This is a genomic window from Streptococcus sp. 23.2, assembly GCF_016648665.1.
GTDB lineage: Bacteria > Bacillota > Bacilli > Lactobacillales > Streptococcaceae > Streptococcus > Streptococcus salivarius_E.
This window is the reverse complement of sequence record NZ_JACLQJ010000020.1, coordinates 6,706-26,885: the sequence shown is the minus strand read 5'-3', so window position 1 is coordinate 26,885 and position 20,180 is coordinate 6,706. Positions and strand designations below refer to the sequence as shown.

Genomic DNA, 20,180 nt, shown 5'->3' with positions numbered 1-20,180 from the left:
AACTATCTTAGAAAATGTTCAATAGGCAATAGTTCCCCAAGTCTGTAGAATCCTACTTGTTGACGATTTAATTCAAGCTATTTTTAGTGGAACCTGAGTTTCTTCTTATAGAAAACGTTTTTTGTTATATTATTTCTTAAAGCAAGAAATTCCTAAGAAGTATAACTTCTTAGGAATTTTTTTTTCATTGCTTATAAGTAGTCTACTGCAAGAATAGGAGTGTTCTTTTTAGCCGGTACACGAGTTTTAACACCATTATTCCCTTTAGGGAGACGTAATTTTGTAGTTCCTTGATTTGAAGAATTTGTTTGGTGTCTGTAGTTAACAGGGATACGTGTTTTCACACCGTTATTGCCTTTAGGAAGACGAAGTTTTTTAGCATTTGTTGGTGTAACTGGTGTTACAGGTTTTTCAGCTGTTCCTTCAGTCACTTCCTTGTAAATATAAGTGATTGTAACAGTATTTGAGATACGAATTTTGTGTGACTTAATTTCTTGGTCATCAATTAATTGTAGCTCATATGTTTTACCATTTGCCTGGATTGTTTTAGGAGCAGTCGGGAAATAGGCATAGTAAGCTAAATCAATATCACGTCTAACCATGTTGACTTGGATTGGAGCAATTTCCTGTCCCTTATTATCGACAAAACGGGCCTGTTGCGCGACAGTTGGCGCAAGGTCAACATCATCGTAGAAGTAGGTAACATCAATAATAGGACTTGAAGCAATCCCTTTTTTAGGTGCGCCGTAATTACTCTTATTGTTAAGCACCATGTCGTCGTATTTAGCAAAATACCATGTTTTTCCGTTTTCATCGGTAACCGTTGCTGGCGCAAAAGCAGCTGTGTCGTATTCAGTGAAAGCAGGAGTTTTAATCGTTGCGTAAAGCACATCTTTTTGAGAGCTAAATTGTGAGTAACTTGCTTCGGTTGTTCGACGGATGTGATGGATACGAACTTCTGACACACGCTCATCAACTGTTGGTGTGTTTACAACTGGACTTGATTCTTCAAGATTTATAGGAGTTGTATTTTCAACTGCTGGTGCAGGAGTACTTGCAGGTGTAGTTACCTCCTCACTAAGGATAGCAGTGCTCGCCGAGTTAACCTCAGTGGCAGTATTAGCGGTAGTAGCTGTGTTTACTGATTCGTGAGCTAGATTGACATCAACGGCTGAAGCAGGGATGTTTTCAACAACTAGGTTTTCAAAAGCCTCTGTAGTGGGAAGGTTTACTGGCAATTCTTGTTCATCTGCAAGTGCAGAAGATGATAGACCAAGTGCTAAAATTGCAGCACTAAGACCAATAGTAGCATGTAATTTCTTATTCATGTTTATTAATTCCTCCTTGATTTACACTGATTATATCATGCCCTGATAACAAATGTCAAAAAATTAGAGAATGTGTTTAGGAGGTTTTTTCTTGATAAGAAGCAACTGATAATGCTTTATAAAAAACATAACAGTAGTATTTAGTTAACATATTTATCAATATTGTTTTCTTCTTATATCCTTCTATAGAACTCATGATATCCATTTTTTTATCTAATAATATTTTTATAATCAAAAAAATTAATAAAAAGCGATGTGATAATTTTATTTAATAATTTAAGGCTATTAGGAGACTAAAATATCTAATTTAGAGTACTAAATGAATATTTTTTGTAAAATGATGCCGGTTTTGATGAGGGTGAGATTAGGTGTCATTAGCTTCTACGAGATATTATCTTACTTAGATAAAAATAAGTTTAATCCCCGAAAAAGCTTATTTTTATAAACCTCATTGTGGTAGTTTTATCGTTTTTCTTTTCATTGAATGACTTGATTGCGCTTCTGAGTTTCACATATATGAATTACTTCAAGAGTGATAGTAATTTAATGGCATCCTACCGACATACTAATTTGGACTACAAGATGTGAATCATAAATTTGAAGAAGTCCAGGTTTGGATTGATAGAAGAGCCTCTCAGACCAAGAGCAAACCATCAGTTCTCACGCTAGACTTCTTAACTGTCGGTTTTTGAAATAAAAGTAATCTAATTTGGAATAGATTTAATCTATTAGAAAATTAAGTGATATTATGGTATAATTTAATGTTGTTAAGTCTCGAAAAAATAAGGAAAATGATATGAAGTGTATGGGATTTCAGATCTTGTGTGACAATGAAAACAGTTATAAACATTTTTTGATAGTCCTATTGTATTATGACTTTTTGAGACAAGAAAAAATATCACAGCTAGAAAAGTAAGAAAATGACAGAAAAAATTTCCGTAATTATTCCCGTTTACAATGTAGAAAATCAACTCCAGACCTGTTTAGACAGTGTTTTGGGGCAGACCTATCAAAATCTTGAAATTATTCTCATCAATTATGGCTCAATAGATAATAGTGATGCCATTTGCCGTAGTTATGCTGCTAGGGATTCTCGTATCCTCTATTTTAAAAAGGATAATGGAGGGCTTTCAGATGCTCGCCATATTGGTATTCGTCAGGCTAAGGGAGCTTACGTCACCTACGTGGATGCTGAGGATTGGGTAGAGTCTACTTATCTGGAGGAACTTTATAAGACTCTGCAGGCCCACAAGGCGGATATCGCAGTGGCCAATTACAGTGTCTATAAGGAATCGGAAGATCTCTTTTATTTTTATATCAAAGATGAAGATTATTATGAGCAGGTTTATTCACCGGCTCAGATTATTGATGGTCTCTTTGAAGAAACCAATAACATTAACATCGCTCTGATTTCTGCGACAGGCAAACTCTACAAACGTTCTTTGTTTAATGACTTGCTTTTTCCAAAAGAGCATGCAGGGGAGGATGGCTTTTTCAACCTTAAAGCCTATCTCATGAGTGAGCGTACGGTATATCTCAACAAGGGACTTTATGTATATCGTGAGAGTCCAGAGATGCCATCAGCGACTTGGATGCAAGACTGGATGATGACCTTGGTTTATGCCATGGAAGAACGCTTGGCTATTGTTGCTAGTCATGGTTTCCCTCTGGAGAAATACATGGTCACCTACCGTCAGATGCTAGAGGCTTGCTTGAAAAATGTGGAGGAGCAAGGTCTCACGGATTCTGATGCCTACCGCTCCATTCAGGAGAAATTCCAGGTCTTGAGTTTAGCTCCTCAACGTTATGAGACTAAAAAGCGTGCTATTGTTCTTGCGGCTAACTATACTTATGTTGACCAAGTGCTTACGACCATCAAATCCATCGTTTTCCATCATCGCAACATTCGTTTTTACTTGATTAATGATGATTTCTCTCAAGAGTGGTTTAGAGGACTAAACCGTCATCTGGCTGCCTTTGGTAGTGAAGTGATTAACTGTCGTGTGGATAGTAGTCATATCAAGCAATACAAGACTAATAGCAACTATGCAAGCTATCTTCGCTATTTTGTAGCGGACTTTGTGTCTGAGGAACAGGCCCTTTATTTGGATAGTGACATGGTGGTTACAGGTTCTCTAGAGGACCTCTTTACCCTTGATTTGCAAGGTCGACCTTTGGCTGCCGTGCGTGATTATGCTATTCAGGTTCAGGATCGCCAAGCGATGTTTGATGCTGGCTTCATGGTGATTGATACGGCTTATTGGAAGCAGTACAACATGAGACGTCACTTTATTGACATGACTAGCGAATGGCATGATAAGGTCCCATTTGCGGAGCAGTCCATTCTAAACATGGTCTTCCGTAACAACTGGTTGCCCTTGTCTTTTGACAACAACTATGCGGTTACCAAGTCTAGTTTAGCTGGTTTCCATCTGCCAAATGGTCAAGACTATCCTAAGGTTGTGCATTATGCCTCACACCGTAAGCCTTGGTTACCATTGGCTTGCCAAGCTTATCGCGAGGTCTGGTGGTTCTATGCTCAAATGGATTGGTCAGAGGTTGCTGAAAATGCCACTTTATTGCCACTTTCAGAGGACATGATTTATCCTAAGGGCCGTCCGTTTACTTGTTTGATTTACACCAACATTTCAGAAATTCCGCATTTGACGGACCTTATCTCGGCTCTTCCTAAGGTACAGTTTAAAATTGCCTCTCGACAGCATGTGACAGATAAACTGGCCCAATTGATTACCTATCCAAATGTGACGGTTTACTCAGCCATTGCGGGCTTAAATGGGCTAGATTTGGAATTGTTGCGTACCAGTGACTTGCTTCTAGATATCAATCCAGGAAGAAAAGTAGTGGAAATTCTTGATGCCTTTAGGTTTGAAAACAAACCGATTTTAGGGTTCGAGGACCTTAAGTCAACCAAGCATAACCAACAAACCTACTCAAGAGATCGTTGGAAAGAGATGGCTGAGACCATTCGCCAAATGCGTAAGAAGAGCCTGTAATCCTTTGCTTGGATAAGTAGGCTGAACTGGCGTCTCTGTCTCGTTTCAATCGAAATAACATCATCCTGTCTATGGGCAGGAAATAGGAGTAATAGTGAAAAAAATTAGTCAATCGATAATCACCAAACGTGTCTTATGGACCCTCTTTTTCCTCTTTATTTATTGTTTGGGAAATCAATTGGTTCTACCGTTTGTGGATTTGAAAAATGCAAATATCTTTGGGGGAGCCATAGGTTCCTTGGCTTTCTCTAGTGCCATGATGGGGGGAAACCTCAGGTCCATGTCTCTATTTTCAGTGGGCTTGTCGCCCTGGATGTCGGCCATGATTCTCTGGCAGATGTTTTCTTTCTCTAAGAAAATGGGCTTGAAAAATCTTCCCATTGAGATTCAGGACCGTAGACGCATGTATTTGGCCCTAGGGATTGCCATTGTTCAATCTTTGGCAGTATCCTTGAATTTACCTATCGTTTCAGGGGTTAATGCTAGTCTCGCTATTTTCATGAATACCATTTTATTAATTGCCGGGACCTTCTTCTTGGTTTGGCTATCAGACCTCAACTCACTCTTTGGGATTGGAGGCTCCATTGTTATCTTGATGGCAAGTATGATGGCCAATCTGCCCTATCAAATCATGGATAGTATTGAAAAGCTAGGTATCGGTTGGGATGTCTTGCTTCCTCTGATTCTATTCAGTTTGGTCTTCCTCTATATTTCAGGGGTTGTGCAGAGGGCTAGATACCGTATCTCAATCAATAAAATCAATATTCATAACCGCTTTAAACAGTATTCTTACTTGGATATTATGCTGAATCCAGCCGGAGGGATGCCTTTCATGTATGCCATGTCGCTGGTTAGTATTCCGCAGTATGTTTTTATGCTGATTCAATTTATCCATCCTGAAAGCAAGTGGACCAGTGGTGCCATCAAGTCTTTGACAGTCGGTCAACCTCTTTGGTTGGTTGTTTATCTGATCATGCTCTTCGTTTTAGGGTTAGCCTTTGCCTTCGTTAATGTCTCTGGTGAGCAAATCTCTGAGCGAATGCGCAAGTCAGGTGAGTATATCTACGGTGTTTATCCAGGCCAAGAAACTAGTGCCTATATCAACCATTTGGTGCTTAGACTTGGTTTTATCGGTGCCCTTTATATGCTCTTTATGGCAGGTGCTCCAATGCTGATTATCTTGGTCAATCCGGATTATTTACAGCTTAGTATGATTCCTGGTACCTTCTTGATTTTTAGCGGTATGATTTACAATGTTAACGAGGAAATGAAAGCCTTGAAGCTTAACACTTCCTACACCCCACTTTTTGAAAATGTATAAACTCTCACCCCTCGTGGGGTTGAGAGGCAGGCTGGTGATGTGTGATCGGTCTGCCCCTCAATCTCAAGTATTGTGATGAAAAGACAATGAAGGAGAACTCATGTATTATTTTATTCCAGCTTGGTATGGACAGACGGATGAATTTTGGAAGACGGTCATTGATCCTTGGTACCGTATCCGCCAAAAAATTGAATTTGATGACAGCTTGCACCAAGTTCGTATCTTTCAGGATGAGGACTTAGCCCCTCAGCTTTTGCTTTTGGCCTACCAACCACATTTGCGTTATTTCTTGCACCGTCATGATGTCTTGGAAGTTGGCTATACAGCTATTTTTGACTTGATTCAGGGTATCACTGATGAAGATATGAAAAATCTTCAGGTGACAGATTTGGAATGGCCAGAAGGGGCTACCTTTGTTCACACACCATTTGCTATCGTGGTGCAATGCCAACACAAGCGTTATGCCGAGATTGAGTTTGGCTCAGAAGGCTTTATTGGCATGATTCGCTACTATAAGGATGAGCAAATCATTCGCGAAGACATCTACGATGACCGCGGTTTTATCTCAAGTAGTCTTTATTATGAAGGTGGACAACCAAGCTATCGAAACTATCTTAATGCCAAGGGAGTTTGGCAACTCTGTCATTTCTTTGATGGTCGTGGGATTGTAGCCAATCCTCGTACGGAAGGTCGTTTTAATAAGAGTTACTACGGTGACCTTTCAGAAGTTATCTGGGAATTTTTGACTAAATTCTTGGACGAAAAGGTAGAACCAGAGGACCGTTTTGTTATTGCCTCAGATCTACGCCATAACAAGTACCTCTTTAAACATTTGCCAGCAGCCAACACTAAGATTTTGACTTGGTTCGCAGAACGTAATCAGGACGATAGTATTGACACCTATGAAGCCTTTCTGCCGCAAGTGGACTTGTTGATTGCTGACCGTTACGATTACTTGGAGCAGCTTCAGGTTGCCTATCCAGAAGAGGCTAAGAAACTCAAACACATGGCTTCTTTCGATACCCGTTTAGCTTTGGGAACCAGTCAACGTGTCAAAGAGTCTAAAATCTTTTATCAGGTTGACTTCGATCAGTTGGATTTAGAGGCTATTTATCAAGTCTTGGCTTTTGTGGCTAAGTATCCTAAGACACAGGTTGAATTTGGAGCATTTAATGCCAATCCAGAGCAACTTGGTAGCCTGCAAAATCAAGTGGAAAAAATGATTGAAGAACGATTGAGTCCAGATGTCTTTGAAGAGGTTGTCGAAAGTAGTGGTGCAGAAAATAAATTGGAAGAAAATAATGAAATCGTCAGCCGATTTTCTTTCCAAGACCTGCGTGACGAGACTGCCCTTATCAAGGCTCTTCAGTTTACACGCCTCATTGTCGACTTGAGCAAGGAACCTAATCGTTATACACAGATTGCTGGAATTAGTGCTGGTATTCCACAAATTAACCGTGTGGCGTCTGAGTATGTGACCCACCAAGAGAATGGTTATATCTTGAAGCACTTGTCCGATTTTGAAAAAGGGGCTTACTACTATTTGGGACAGTTGAACAACTGGAACCGTTCCCTTATCTACTCAATTGAGAAAATTAAGGAAAACACAGGAGACCGTTTGGTACAAAAATGGGAAAATTGGTTGAAGGAGGAGCAGAATGACCAAGGATAATCGTCTGAAGATACTACAAGTTGGATCATCCAACTGGTCAGAAATTCAGGAAATTCCTGAAAATATGAAATGGTATTATTGCAATCTTGGTCAGCTTGAGACCTTACAAGAAACCATCGAAGAAGACGAAATCAAGACTTTCACAGCTGTTATAGTGGACAGTCTTGCCGGTCTTGAGGAATTGATGGCTATTAAAGAGCATTTGATTCCTCATGCTATTTTCTTTGATCAAACGATTGAAGTGTCGGATGAGATACTTGCTCAGTTCATCAAGGAAATGTGTGCTGTGCCGACTGATTTTTCAAATCAAGGACAGTTGCTCTTTACCCTTTCAAAAGCACTCTTTTCAGGCCAATACGGGGATAAGATGTCTCCTTTCACTGCCCAGATTAACCCAAATTTTACTGGTGAGGTGACCTACCACGGTCATGAAAATGTCATTTTAAAAGGTGATTATGGTCAAGATTTTAGTCCTGTCTTGGACTGGACCTATAATGTCAGAGCCAGCAAGGAGAATCCTATCGAGCTTTGGTTGGAATTTGAAAAAGAGGAGACTTGCGAGTGTCGTTTGATTCTCAATCTTTTGCCAGAAGGTTCGGTCGCAGGTATTTTTAAGACCTATATCGTTTCAGAAGAAGAAATGCGCAAGGGGGCCATTGTCCTTGATGAGGACATGACCTTCCTCTTGGCTGCTAGTCTTGAAATGAAGGGCAAAGGTCAGATTACAATTGGTGGTCTCCACCAACGTTTGACCCGTTTCCAATTCGGTAAATTTGTACTTGGTGGTGGTATTCTCCACGACAGCAAGCGTCAGGAAATCAACTATTTCTTTTATCCTGGGGATTTCAAGCCACCTTTGTCTGTTTATTTCTCAGGTTTCCGTCCTGCCGAAGGTTTCGAAGGTTTCGGAATGATGAAAGGGATGGGAACACCATTCCTGCTCTTTTCAGACCCTCGTCTCCAAGGGGGAGCCTTCTACATGGGAACCGAAGAGCTTGAAAATAGTATCAAGGACACCATCCAACATTACTTGGACTATCTAGGTTTTGACAATAGTCAACTCATTCTCTCTGGAATGTCCATGGGAACCTTCCCATCTATGTACTATGGTGCGGACTTTGAACCTCATGCCATCATCATGTCTAAACCCCTAGCCAATGTTGGAACTATCGGTAATCGTGCTAGACTTTTGGCACCAGAGGTTTTCCCGACAGGAATTGATGTCTTGCATTTACAGACAGGACGCTTGGATAATGAGGGTGTTGAGGCCCTTAATCAGAAGTTCTGGAATAAGTTTGAAAAAGCAGATTTTTCAAACACGACCTTTGGTCTTTCTTACATGAAAGACGAGGATATGGATCCGACGGCCTATGAGGATATTACCAAGTCCCTCTATTATTCAGGGGCTAAGATTCTCAGCAAGGGAACATCAGGTCGACACAACGATGATTCATATACGGCGACAACTTGGTTTGTCAATTTTTACCGTATGATTTTAGAAAATGATTTTGGAAGGAAGGAGTAAGAATGTTCAGAAACAAGAAATCAGAAATCTTGTGGGGCTTAAACCACAAAGCCTACATGTATGGCTCAAAAATTGTTAAGCGCCAAGATGGTTCTGTGCAATTTTACAATCCTTTGGTGCCATCAGGAACGGAAATCCAGTCTTGGATGGCCATCCAAAACTATCAAGCTGCTCGTACCCAGCCTGCCCTCCCACTTTTGAAAAAAGGGCATAGCTACGACTTGACGGCCAATCTCGAAGCCGTCCCAACTGGCTCAGTCTTTTTGAAAGTCAGCTTTTTGGACCGTTATGACAATGAAATCAAACAGCTTATTGAAAAAAGTACCCACATGACCTTTATTTACCCTCATGATGCCTATACCTATCGTATTTCTCTCTTGAGTGCTGGGGTCAAAGAGCTGGATTTCTACAGCTTAAAACTGGAAGAAACAGGAGAAGAACATGTTTAAACAACTGAATCCTATTCTCCCTGTTAAGGAGATACTCAAGGAAATCAACGGCCTAGCCGATGAAATGGCCGGTCTGAGCAACCTTGAGTTGAAAAATAAAACGCAGGAATTTAAGGAGCGTTTAGCCCAAGGAGAAAGCTTGGACGACCTCCTGCCAGAAGCTTTTGCGGTTGTTCGTGAAGCAGATAAGCGAGTGCTAGGCATGTTTCCTTATGATGTTCAGGTCATGGGGGGCATTGTCATGCACCAGGGCCATATCGCTGAGATGAATACCGGTGAGGGTAAGACTTTGACGGCAACCATGCCAGTCTACCTTAATGCCTTGTCAGGTGAAGGGGCTATCCTCGTTACGACCAATGAATATTTGGCTATCCGTGACGCCGAAGAAATGGGTCAGGTCTATGAGTTCCTAGGTTTGACGATTGGTGTGCCTTGTGTGGAAGGCAGTAATGAGATGGAACCAGCTGAAAAGCGTGCCATCTATCAATCAGATATCGTTTACACGACCAATGCCAGTCTAGGTTTTGACTATTTGATTGATAACCTTGCTTCTAACCAAGACGGGAAATACATGCGTCCTTTTAATTATGCTATCGTCGATGAGGTTGACTCGGTCCTTCTTGATAGTGCCCAGACGCCCTTGATTATTTCTGGTGCGCCCCGTGTTCAGTCCAACTACTATGGAATGATGGATACACTCATGACCACCTTGGTCGAGGGTGAAGACTACATCTTCAAAGAGGAAAAAAGTGAAGTTTGGTTGACCACTAAGGGTGCCAAGGCTGCTGAAAACTACCTCGGTATCGGCAACCTCTACGATGAGGAAAATAGTACCTTTGCCCGTCATTTGCTCTTTTCACTTCGTGCCCACTTGCTCTATAAAAAGGACAAGGACTACATCATTCGTGATGGTAAGAAAGGGCCTGAAGTGGTTCTTCTTGATAAATCGACAGGTCGTCTCTTGGAATTGACCAAGCTCCAAGGTGGACTCCACCAAGCCATCGAAGCCAAGGAATTAGTGGCCTTGTCACAAGAAACCAGAGCCATGGCTTCTATCACCTACCAAAGTCTCTTTAAAAAATTCAAGAAAATTTCAGGGATGACTGGTACTGGTAAGGTTGCGGAAAAAGAATTTCTCGATACCTATGGTATGAAGGTCATTCAAATTCCAACCAACCGTAAGAAACAACGTATCGACTATCCAGATAAGATTTATGCGACTCTGCCAGAGAAGGTCTTTGCTTCTTTAGAGTATGTTAAGCATTATCATGAAAAAGGCAATCCTATCTTGATTTTCGTTGGTTCGGTGGAAATGTCAGAGCTTTATTCTTCTTTACTTTTGCGTGAGGGGATTGCTCATAATCTCCTAAATGCCAACAACGCACCTCGAGAGGCTGAGATGATTGCTGAGTCAGGACAAATGGGTGCCGTGACAGTTGCGACTTCAATGGCTGGACGTGGAACAGATATCAAGCTTGGCAAGGGCGTAGCTGAACTGGGTGGATTGGTCGTAATCGGTACGGAACGTATGGAAAGTCAACGTATTGACTTGCAAATCCGTGGTCGTTCTGGACGTCAAGGTGACCCTGGTATGTCTAAATTCTTTGTCTCACTTGAAGACGATGTGATTAAAAAATACGGTCCATCTTGGGTTCACCGTACCTACAAAGAATACGCCATTAATGATCACATTGAGCCTAAGGAACTGACCGGTCGTAAGTATCGTAAATTGGTTGAAAAAGCCCAAGAAGCTAGCGAAAGTTCTGGTCGTACCTCACGTCGTCAGACGCTTGAATTTGCAGAAAGTATGAACATCCAACGTGAGATGATTTATGCTCAACGTGACCGTCTCATCTACCACAATCAAGGTTTGGACACTGTTATCGACGAGGTTCTTGACGATTTCATCGACCAAGCAATGGCTGAGGAAGATTTCTCAAAAGCGGAAAATCTTTACCACTTTATCTTGCGTAATATCAGCTTCCGCATCAATGAAATTCCTAAGGATTTAGACCTCAACAATCGTGAGCAAGTCTTGGAACTCATCTACCAGTTTGCCTATCGTGAACTTGATGCTAAGAAGCAGGAGTTGAAAACCAAGGAACTTAACGAGTATTTCCAACGCCTATCCATGCTGAAGGCTGTGGATGACAACTGGGTGGAGCAGGTAGACTATCTGCAACAACTTCAGATGGCCATTGGTAGCCAACAACTCAGTCAAAAGAACCCGATTGTCGAATATTACCAAGAGGCTTACAAGGGCTTTGAAGCCATGAAACGTCAAATCAGAAAGGATATGGTTCGTAATCTTCTCCTTAGTCAGGTGCAAGTCACTAAAAAAGGAGATATCATCAGCCATTTCCCATAAAATAAGGAAATTATGACAGTATATAACATTAATTTAGGCATAGGTTGGGCCAGCAGTGGTGTCGAATATGCTCAGGCCTATCGTGCTAAGATTTTCAGGGAAATGGGGCAAGAAGCAAAATTTGTTTTTATGGACCTCATCCTTGGGGATAATATCGAGCATATGACTAGCAAGATTGGTTTTTCAGACGATGAAATCATCTGGCTCCATAACTATTTTACAGATATCAAGATTGCGCCATCGACCATTAGCCTAGCGGAAATCGAGACCATCTTACCTGCCAATCCTGAGCGCAAGGAAGTTGCTGGTCGTCTCATTCGTTACCATTATCCACAGGATGATATGGTAGTAGCATGTAACCTTCGTGTGATGGACGAAGATGCAGTGGAAACAGTCAGCTACTTTGTCAATGACAAGCTCTTGCGCAAGGATTTTTACTCTTACACCCGTTACTGCAGTGAGTATTTTGCGCCTAAGGACAATCAAGCCAAGGTTTACCAACGTCGTTTTTATAACGAAGATGGGTCTACAGCCTATGACATGATTGTCGGAGACAATAATCAGGATATCTATCGTTTTCCTGATCAGGTTCTTTATGGTAAGCAAGAATTCCTTCGCTATTTCTTCAAACGTCTAGCCCTAACCAAGGATGATGTGGTCATCTTGGACCGTGAAACAGGTATTGGCCAGTTGGTCTTTGAAGAAGCGCAAGCTGCTCGCCTAGGCGTCGTTGTTCACGCTGAGCATTTTAGTGTCAATCAAACTGATGACAACTACATTCTCTGGAATAACTATTACGAGTACCAGTTTACCAATGCGGACAAGGTTGATTTCTTCATCGTGGCAACTGATCGTCAGAAGGAAATTCTGCAGGAACAGTTCCGTCGCTACACCAACCATGATCCAAAGATTTACACTATTCCAGTGGGAAGTCTACCTGAATTGGTCGGGCAGGACAAACCACGTAAGCCATTCTCAATGATTACGGCCTCACGATTGGCTCAGGAAAAACACATTGACTGGTTGGTTCGTGCGGTTATCGAGGTTCATAAGACTCTGCCAGATATCACTTTTGATATCTACGGTAGTGGTAGTATGGATGCCAAGTTGCGTGAGATTATTGTCGAAGCACAAGCTGGCGACTATATCCGACTCATGGGGCATGCTGACTTGACTGACATTTATAGCCAGTACGAGGTCTACCTAACAGCTTCAACCAGTGAAGGTTTTGGCCTTACTCTCATGGAGGCGGTTGGTTCAGGTCTTCCGATGATTGGATTTGATGTGCCTTACGGAAATCAAACCTTTATCGAAGACGGGGGCAACGGTTATCTCCTCCCTGTTGCTGAAAATCATGTTGTGGATGTCATCACCAAGTCCTATAAGGATGCCATTGTCCATCTCTATGAAAAAGGCAATATCGAAGCCATGCGTCAAAAATCTTATGACCTTGCCAAAGGCTTCTTGACCAGTCAAGTCAAGTCAGCTTGGAAACAGTTACTTGAGGAGGTACGCTCATGATATTCTTATGTGATTACTACAATCAAGCCAGTAAGGATCTAGCTTACTCACTTCAGGTAGCAGGCTATGATGCCACAACAGTTGTCATCAATCCAGATGGTTTTCTCCCTCAAGACGCTCTCTCTCCTTTCACCTATTATGTGGAAGCAGAAGAGGAAACTGGCAAACCACGCTTTTTCAACCAAGTTCCTGTGCCAGCCTTTTGGGAAATTTCAGGGAACAATCAAATGGCGCGTGTGTCTAATCTTACCGAAGAACGTGCCCGCATCACCTACCCAGAAGGTAGCAAGGCTCGTATCGTTAAAAGTGTCGAATGGTTAGACAAGTCAGGAAAGATTCGCCAAGTGGACCACTATAACAAATACGGATTCTGCTTTGCCAAAACCACTCATGATGAGAACGGCCAGGCAGTCTTTACCAGCTACCAAACCAAAGAAGGCGACGAACGTATCTTGGAAAATCATCTCACCAGTGATATTCTCTTGACTCTACCAGGACAAGCCCTTCGTCGTTTCGCCAACCGTACCGAATTTGTTAAAGCCTTTCTAGCTCAGGTCTTTGGTGATATCGATCACATTATCTTTAATAGCTTGGCGACACCTTTCATCGTCTCATGGACTATGGAAAATAAAGGTGCCACTGATGTCCTTGTTTGGCAGGAGCCACTGGGTGATGTCCTTCCAGGTAACATGAATGGTATATTGGAGGATAATTCAGCCAGAGCCAATGCCATCATCATTCCTGATAAGGCAACTTATGAAAAAGCTTTGACCTTGGCGCCAGAGGACAAACATCATAAAATCTTGTCTCTTGGTTATGCCTATGACTTCAAGGAAAATCATGGCAAACCTCGTAATGCCTTTATCGCAACCAATTCAGACCAAATTGAGCGTTTGGAAGTCTTGGTTGAGTCACTCCCTGATGTGACCTTCCAGATTGCAGCAGTCACTGAGATGTCGCCAAGATTGCTCTCAATGATGCGTTATTCAAACGTTGTGCTCCATCCAAACGCTAGTCACAAGCAGTTGGATAAGCTCTATCAAGAGTCTGACCTCTACTTGGACATTAACCATCATAATGAGTTGTACAAGGCGACACGAACTGCCTTTGAACACCAATTGTTGATTTTGGCCTTTTCAGAAACAGCTCATGGACCTGTCTATACAGCGCCAGAGCATATCTATGCCAGTCAGAACTATCCAGCTATGGTTGCCAAGATTAAGCAGGTCCTAGGCGATGTTCAAGCCATGCAGGAGGCCATGCAAGCTCAAAAAGCTCAAGCCAACACCCTGACTGCCTCTGAGTTGGCCGACCGCTTACAATCACTTTTAGGAGGAAATCATGTCTAAAAAAGATTTATTCTACGGTGACGTTGAAGGCCGTATGGAAGAACTCAAGCAAAAGCCTATCACAAAAGAAAAAGAAACCAGAGGAGAGAAGATTAACAAGAGCTTTTCAATCATGCTCGGACTTGTTATTATCATCGGTTTGATCTTCACCCTTATTGGTTTGTTGAGGTAGTCTTATGATGTTAGTATTTATGGTTCTAGCAGTGATTCTTTCGGTTGCCCTTATCGTCCTAGTGACCATCCAACCGCGTCAAACGCAGATTTTTTCAACGGATGCCACGAGTAATATCGGTAAACCAAGTTATTGGGCTAGCCAACCGATTCGAAAAATGTTGACCTTGGCTATCAGCATAGCCCTCTTTATCCTCTTACTTATTTTTATGATTGTTTCTTATAAGTAGAGGACTTCCTACTATATAATAGAAAGAAGTATGTCATGCGCGTACATTTTACAAATTTATTTGGCCAGTCCTCACGTAGTGTGGCCTTGATTGCCCAAAATGATACCATGAAGATTGCCAAAGAGCTCGGTGCTAATGAACTAGGAATTTATTTCTATGATAGTAGCCAAGAGCCAGATGGAGAGCTTAATTCTCGCTTTGATGGGATTGTAGCAGGACTGAGTGTTGGAGATATTGTTTTCTTCCAGTCCCCATCATGGAATGGTAGTGAGTGGGATAGCCGATTACTCCGTAAATTCAAGGCTGTTAATGCTAAGACCGTTATGTTTATCCATGACATCCCACCTCTTATGTTTGATAGTAACTACTATCTCATGTCTGCTTATATTGACATGTATAATCTCTGTGATGTTGTCGTGGTGCCTTCTGAAAAGATGCGTGATCGACTGATTGAGGAAGGGTTAACAGTTGATAAGGTTATCATCCAAAAACTTTGGGACTTACCTCACAGTCTTGACCTACACCAACCTAGTTTCCAGAAGAAAATGATTTTTGCTGGGAACCCAACCCGTTTCCCACACGTCCTAGATTGGAAACAAACGACACCTCTTCACGTCTACGCTGAGAAACAAGAGGGTAAGGATTATTCCAAAGTCCACCTCGAAGGCTGGCGAAATAAACATGAGCTTTTGCTAGAGCTATCTAAGGGAGGCTTTGGTCTGGTCTGGGGTAATTCAGAAAAACCAGAAGATGAGCTTGATTACTATAAGATGAACATCTCTTACAAACTCTCGACTTACTTAGCTGCAGGTCTCCCAGTGGTTGTACCTGACTACCTATCAAATGCGGACTATATTAGGGAACATGGACTAGGCTTTGTCGTTTCAAGTCTGGAAGAAGCAGACCGTTGTGTTCAAGAATGTACCGAGGAGCAGTATGCACAGATGGTAGCTAACGCTCGCCACACAGCCTACCTCATCAGTAACGGTTACTTCACAAAGAAACTTTTCATCGATGCTATCATGGCATTGAGTTAATGCGGAGCATAATTTTGATCAAGGAATTGAACTTATGGAAAACGAGGAGTATAGTGGACAAATTATTAGCAGTGTTTTAGATCAGAAAAATAATTAAATATACTTTTATTTGAGATGAGTTTTTAGGGAATTACTACCATTTATCAAAACTATCAGCTAAATCGTAATTAGGCAGTAGCATTTTGAAGCTACTGTCTTTTTATTTTGAATAATATATAATAATTCTGAATATTCCCAAGAAGTAATTGTGTTGAGTTTTATTGAAAAAAATATCAATTAAAGGATATCGTTACATTAAAATGTCAAAATTCAGTTGGTTTTACAGATGCAAATATCGATGTAGGTGAGTAAAAGATGGGTGTTTTTAAAGTTATCTTCCCATAATATTGACTTCTGTTTAATAATTGAAGGTTTTTAAAAAAATAGTTATTGTCTTATTTTGTAAAACCCCTAAATGCTTTTACTATAGAGTTAATTTAAATTTATATTTTTATTTGTAAGGTTGCTTATATTTTTTACAAACTCAAAATATAAGCTAATTTTACTTAGGAAATTTAAGTTAAATCGGAAGAGGTTAAAGAAAAACTAAAAGGTTAAAACTAAAACACTAAAATGTTGCTACAATTTTAATAATATGATATATTTGAGATTAGGGAAATTCAATTTATATTATTTTTAGAAGTGACAAGAGTAATCAAAATCTAATGATTCCTTGTCTAGGAGGATATATGGGTAAAGATATCTTTAGTAAGAAGAGTCGTTTCTCGATTCGTAAATTGAATATCGGAGTCTGCTCGGTCTTGCTTGGTACTTTGATCATGATTGGTCACACAGCTCAAGCGGATGAAACGACATCTGATGGAGCAACAGTTGCAACCACAGCTGTCAGTGCAAGTCAAGGTGACGGAGCCTCAACCACAACTCCGCCAATCACAGCACCAGAAAGTGCAGCAACTACTACGGTAGCACCAGCAGCTACTGAAACAGTTACATCGATGTCGGTTGCACCTACAACATCAGTTGCACCAAGTGTAGCAGTAAGTTCAGAAGCACCAGCTTCAACAAGTGCTACAAGTTCAGCACCGGCTTCATCGGCAGCAACCTCAACAAGTCCAGTAGTTGCTTCAGAAGTTCCAGGTTCAACAAATGTATCAACTGCAAAACCGGCAACTGCCTCAGAGGCATCTCGTTCAGTTACAGCTTCGACAGCGTCAGTAACTACAGCAAGCTCAGAGAATGCAATCGCAAATAATGTTACGGTTTCAGAAACAGCAAATGTTCCTCGTGTACGTCGTCGCCGTGACACTGGGGGAACATCACGTTCAGTTGATGAAACAAGACTTGATCGTGTCACAGTAACGAAAGATAACTTTGATAGTTTCTTTAAAGAAGGTGGTACGGCAAATTATGATGAAACGTCTGGCACAATTAAATTAACAGATGACGTGTCAGGTCAAGTTGGTAGTGCTTACCTTCGTTTTAAAATTGATCCTAGGGAAGACTTTACCTTTACTGGTAAGGTAGATATTGGTGATAAATACGAAGGTCATACTGTAGGTAGTCGTCTAGGTGGTGATGGAGTCGGCTTCGTCTTCCATACAGGTAATGTAGATACTATTGGTCAATCCGGAGCGTCTATTGGTATGGGTACTATCAAAAATGCCTTTGGTTTCAAACTAGACTCATGGCACAACACTTCTAACCCAAATGCTAACCAAAATGCATCAGCCGATCCAAGATATGGTGGAAATGCATGGAGAAGTAATGCCTTCGGTTCATTCTACTCATCAAATAATGCTGGTAGGGTAACGACAAGTAGCTCAGCAGCAAAAGCTCTAAATCCAAAACCTAATGGCGAATGGGTAGACTTTAAAATTGAATATAAAGGTCAATCAAAAGAGTTTATTGTAACTTACGGTTCTGAAAAATGGTCAACTAATTTGAAGACTGCGAATGCTTCAATCATGGAACCAACTGCTAAGACTGCTCTTAACAACTCAAATGCAACTTATGCATTGTCATTCTTAGGAAGTACGGGTTCGGGTACCAACTTGCAACGTGTGCAAATTGAAAAATTTGAGTTTACTGCACCACAAATTGTACAAGTAGCCTTCTATGATGAAGCGGGTAATGAGCTTGCAGCAAGTAGTGCGATTCCAGGGGATAGAGATCAAGTTGTTAATTTGAGTAATATCGAAGCAGTACAAAAAGCTATTACGAAATTAAAGACTAAAGGTTATACACTTAAGGAAGTTAATTCTGATAAAGCAGAAACATATAACTCGGGAGCCAACACTGTAACACTAAGAAGTGGTGGACAGTTACTGAAGTATGTATTTGCAGTACCTACTCCAGAGGTAACTAAAACATTACCTTCAGATGGCGGTATGTTGCGAAACGGAGGTATTAAATCAACTGATAGAACTCTATCAGGGACAGGAACACCTGGTGCAACTATTAATATTAAAGTTGCAGGGAACACAGTTGTAGACAACGTAACAGTTGAAAGTAATGGTAAGTGGACAGCGACACTTCCAACTGGATTAAATAGTAATGTAACGACACAAGATCAATTAGTTCCAAAAGATAGTTTAGTAGTTACACAAAAAATAGGTGTCAGTGAAAGTGAAGCAGCAACAGTAGATGTTGCACTAGGTGAATCAAGTGTAGTGCCATCAACAGAATCAAAAGACCAACAAAGTATTGTTGCAGAAACTACAACAGTCACATTAAAAGTCCCTCATGATGCAGGGGTAACCTACTTTGATTATCCTAAAACAGGTGGTAGAAGTGAGGTAGCTATTAAACGCGATTCAATTCCTGGAGCGTGGGCTTCAAAAGATGCATCAAAAGCAGTAGTTACCTCTTACTCTACGGATGGTTTTGTTGATACAATCGTACTTGAAATGAAAGAGCAAATCCAACCAGGTAAAGCTAAGGTAATTTCAAATATTAAAGAAACTAAATATTCAAGTCCAGTTGGTTGGAAAGAAATTAATGTAGAAGAAAAACCAGATACAACACCACCAGTAGCACCAACTGTTAATAGTGTTAAAGTGGGGGCTACTAACCTTACTGGTACAGCAGAAGCTAATTCTACAGTAGAAGCTACATTACCAAATGGTAGTAAAGTAACTGCAACAGCAGGTTCAGATGGAAGCTTCACTATCCCAGTTTCAGGTTTAAATGAAGGAGATACAATTAGTGTTACAGCAACAGATGCAGCAAGTAACAAGTCAACTCCAAGTGTAGTAACTGTAAAAGAGAATGTTCGCCCTGTAGTAAATATTCCATATGATGACAAAGCTAACCAAATTATCTATCTATATTCTGGTGAAGAAAATAATATAGAACTAAAAGTCACTGATAACTCAGGGAAAATTGCTAAAGCATTTTTAGTATTTGCTCAAGATAATCGTACAGGTTTAGGAACAGAAGATGCTGGATACCTAAATGGTAAAACGAAAAGTGCTTTATACTTAAAAGCAAATAGATTTGGTTCAGAAACAACAGCTACTGAGGCAAATCCTGCTATCATTAAATTAACAGCAAATATTCCAAATGGATCTTACACAGATGGTACAGGAATGACTCGTTATATTTATGCTGAAGATTTAGCAGGAAATACAAACTATGATTCTGTAGGGGCTGCGGGGGATACTGGGGCACCTGGACGTATTCGTTTTGTTTGGAAACCGCAAACTTTCAAATATAATGTCCAAGCGCCATCAACACCAATAGTAACGAACACAGTACCAAGTGCTGCAGATTTAGCGAATGCAGTAAAAGTAGCAAATCCAACTTTTAGCGATAAAATTGATAGCGTTACACTAAATGGAACTAATGTAACTGTTACTTATAAAGATGGAAGTACAGATACACTAAGTGCTGCTTCAGTATTTGATATTGAAGCGGTAGCACCATCAGTAACACCAGTTAAAAACCCATCAAGTCTAACTACACCAGAAAAAGATGCTGTTAAAGCTGCTGTTAAAGTGGCGAACCCAGATGCAACAACAGTAGTAGTAGGAAATGATGGTTCAACAACATTAACTTATTCAAATGGCTCAACAGCGAACTTGACCCCAGCACAAACTGTCAAAGCAGCCGATGCCAACGGCGTTCAAGAACCAGCTGCTAAGACACCAGTTCAAAATACGTCAGCCTTAACTCAACCAGAAAAAGATGCCGTTAA

Annotated in this window: 13 protein-coding genes; all 13 read left to right on the top strand. The window is 40.9% G+C overall.

Annotation, left to right across the window (positions count from 1 at the left end):
- The first annotated feature begins 351 nt into the window (after positions 1 to 351).
- Entirely contained in the window at positions 352 to 441 is a 90-nt protein-coding gene (locus H7T98_RS10280) for a twin-arginine translocation signal domain-containing protein (RefSeq protein ID WP_155124243.1), read from the top strand.
- Positions 442 to 2,248: 1,807 nt separating this feature from the next.
- Positions 2,249 to 4,342: a glycosyltransferase gene (locus H7T98_RS09460; RefSeq protein ID WP_037601928.1), complete on the top strand. Its 2,094-nt coding sequence runs from the start codon at positions 2,249 to 2,251 to the stop codon at positions 4,340 to 4,342.
- Positions 4,343 to 4,436: 94 nt separating this feature from the next.
- Positions 4,437 to 5,663: an accessory Sec system protein translocase subunit SecY2 gene (secY2, locus tag H7T98_RS09455; RefSeq protein WP_195520213.1), complete on the top strand. Its 1,227-nt coding sequence runs from the start codon at positions 4,437 to 4,439 to the stop codon at positions 5,661 to 5,663.
- A gap of 100 nt (positions 5,664 to 5,763) precedes the next feature.
- Complete coding sequence (asp1, locus tag H7T98_RS09450; protein WP_195950871.1) at positions 5,764 to 7,335, top strand: accessory Sec system protein Asp1; 1,572 nt, start codon at positions 5,764 to 5,766, stop codon at positions 7,333 to 7,335.
- Positions 7,322 to 8,860, top strand: a complete 1,539-nt coding sequence (gene asp2, locus H7T98_RS09445) for an accessory Sec system protein Asp2 (protein ID WP_201061755.1) — start codon at positions 7,322 to 7,324, stop codon at positions 8,858 to 8,860. The genes asp1 and asp2 overlap by 14 nt, the downstream gene beginning before the upstream one ends.
- Positions 8,861 to 8,862: 2 nt before the next feature.
- A complete protein-coding gene (asp3, locus tag H7T98_RS09440; protein ID WP_048674049.1) occupies positions 8,863 to 9,309 on the top strand; it encodes an accessory Sec system protein Asp3 in 447 nt (148 codons plus the stop codon).
- The gene (gene secA2, locus H7T98_RS09435; RefSeq protein ID WP_195414193.1) at positions 9,302 to 11,677 is read left to right on the top strand and encodes an accessory Sec system translocase SecA2; all 2,376 of its coding nucleotides are present in this window, start codon (positions 9,302 to 9,304) and stop codon (positions 11,675 to 11,677) included. The genes asp3 and secA2 overlap by 8 nt, the downstream gene beginning before the upstream one ends.
- A 12-nt stretch (positions 11,678 to 11,689) precedes the next feature.
- Positions 11,690 to 13,198 carry an accessory Sec system glycosyltransferase GtfA gene (gene gtfA, locus H7T98_RS09430; RefSeq protein ID WP_201061753.1) on the top strand — a complete coding sequence of 503 codons (1,509 nt, stop codon included), beginning with the start codon at positions 11,690 to 11,692 and terminating at the stop codon, positions 13,196 to 13,198.
- Entirely contained in the window at positions 13,195 to 14,547 is a 1,353-nt protein-coding gene (gtfB, locus tag H7T98_RS09425; protein WP_073685242.1) for an accessory Sec system glycosylation chaperone GtfB, read from the top strand. The genes gtfA and gtfB overlap by 4 nt, the downstream gene beginning before the upstream one ends.
- Positions 14,540 to 14,719: an accessory Sec system protein Asp4 gene (gene asp4, locus H7T98_RS09420; RefSeq protein ID WP_002883547.1), complete on the top strand. Its 180-nt coding sequence runs from the start codon at positions 14,540 to 14,542 to the stop codon at positions 14,717 to 14,719. Before gtfB ends, asp4 begins: the two co-directional genes overlap by 8 nt.
- Positions 14,720 to 14,723: 4 nt before the next feature.
- Entirely contained in the window at positions 14,724 to 14,948 is a 225-nt protein-coding gene (asp5, locus tag H7T98_RS09415) for an accessory Sec system protein Asp5 (protein WP_002883546.1), read from the top strand.
- Positions 14,949 to 14,983: 35 nt separating this feature from the next.
- Positions 14,984 to 15,985 (top strand): sugar transferase, encoded by a 1,002-nt coding sequence (locus tag H7T98_RS09410; protein WP_073685238.1) that lies wholly within the window; start codon positions 14,984 to 14,986, stop codon positions 15,983 to 15,985.
- A 728-nt stretch (positions 15,986 to 16,713) separates the two neighbouring features.
- On the top strand, positions 16,714 to 20,180 hold a 3,467-nt coding region (locus H7T98_RS09405; RefSeq protein WP_201061751.1), incomplete at its 3' end, for a lectin-like domain-containing protein.